The sequence below is a fragment of the uncultured Kocuria sp. genome (genome assembly GCF_947500125.1).
In the GTDB taxonomy this organism is placed as follows: Bacteria; Actinomycetota; Actinomycetes; order Actinomycetales; family Micrococcaceae; genus Kocuria.
Genome location: NZ_CANMRA010000081.1, coordinates 1 through 1,358, shown reverse-complemented (window position 1 = coordinate 1,358; position 1,358 = coordinate 1). Strand labels below are relative to the sequence as shown.

Sequence of the window (1,358 nt, the reverse complement as noted above, 5' to 3'; positions counted from 1 at the left end):
TGAATCCCCCCAAGTTCTCTGCCGCTCTCATACCGGGTGGCCCTCGTGGATGAGGGAGGTGTAGTGGGCGTTTTCGAACTCTACCGGGGTGAGGTAGTCGAGGGTCGAGTGCAGTCGGTCGGTGTTGTACCACTGGACCCAGCCGGCGGTGGCGTACTCGACGTCGGAGAGGGTCTTGTAGGCCCCATCGTGGAAGACCTTCGTGCGGATGCACTCGGTCTTGTAGAGGCCGTTGATCGTCTCCATCAGCGCGTTGTCGTAGGCATCCCCGACCGTTCCGATCGAAGGCGCGATGCCCTCCACCGCCAAGTGCTCGGTCAGCCGCAACGACGTGTACTGGGACCCGGCATCGCTGTGATGGACGAGCTGGTCCCGTTCCAAAGGCCGGCCTTCGTGGTCGCGCTGCCAGATCGCCATCCGCAGCGGGGTCATCACCAGCGAGGTGTGCTTGGTGCTCTGGGCGTGCCAGGCCACGATCCGCTGGGCGAAGACGTCGACGATGAAGGCCACGTAGACGAACCCGGACCAGGTCCGCACATAGGTGAAGTCGGTGACCCACACCGTGTTCGGCGCTTCGGCGGTGAAGTCCCGGTTGAGCAGGTCCCCGGCACGCCTTCCGTCCTTGCCGGCCACGGTGGTGCGCACCGGCCTGCCCCGGCGCACCCCCGACAGCCCCAGGGCGCGCATCGCCCGGTCCACCGCCCCCGGGCTCGCGCCCGCGTGGCCGGTGCGGCGCAGCAGCGCCAGCATCTTCGCCCGCCCGTAGAGACCCTCCGGGGACAGCCGCACCCGGCCCTGGTGATCGGTGGCCCATGCCGCGGCCCGGACCGCGTCCATCACAGCCGCGTCGGTGAGTGTGCGAGCCGCGACCGTCCTGGTGCGCCAGGACCGGTAGGTGCGCGCGGCGATCTGGCAGCCCTGCTCGCGCAGGACCCGGCAGACCGACTCGACCGCGTGCCCCTGGCCCCTCATCTGATCGATGAAACCCATGATCAACGCTTGCGGGGGTCGAGTTCCCCCGCGAAGAAAGTCGTGGCCGCCTTCAGGATCGCCACGTCCTCGCGCAACCGCTTGTTCTCCGCTTTCAGGCGCTTGATCTCCTCGTCCTCGGCCGTGGTGAGACCCTCACGTTCCCCGGCGTCGATCTGGGCCTTGCGAACCCAGGTCCGCAGGGTCTCCTTCCCGACGCCCAGGCTCGCTCCGACGGCCGCGCAGGCCTGGCTGAGCGAGGCGTACTCCGGGAGCTGCTCGAGCACCATCCGCACGGCCCGCTCCTTGATGGCGGGATCGAAATTCTTCGGCATGACAACATCCTTCCTGACCGGAAAAGATGCGGCATCAAACTTGGGGGGATTCAC

At 67.5% G+C, this 1,358-nt stretch carries 1 protein-coding gene; it reads right to left on the bottom strand.

Annotated features, from left to right (window positions below; genetic code table 11):
* Positions 1 to 27: 27 nt before the first annotated feature.
* A protein-coding gene (locus tag Q0817_RS19930; RefSeq protein WP_298592214.1) for an IS3 family transposase occupies positions 28 to 1,304 on the bottom strand; the annotation gives its coding sequence in 2 pieces (ribosomal slippage) (positions 28 to 1,031 and positions 1,031 to 1,304; 1,278 coding nt in all).
* Positions 1,305 to 1,358 lie beyond the last annotated feature (54 nt).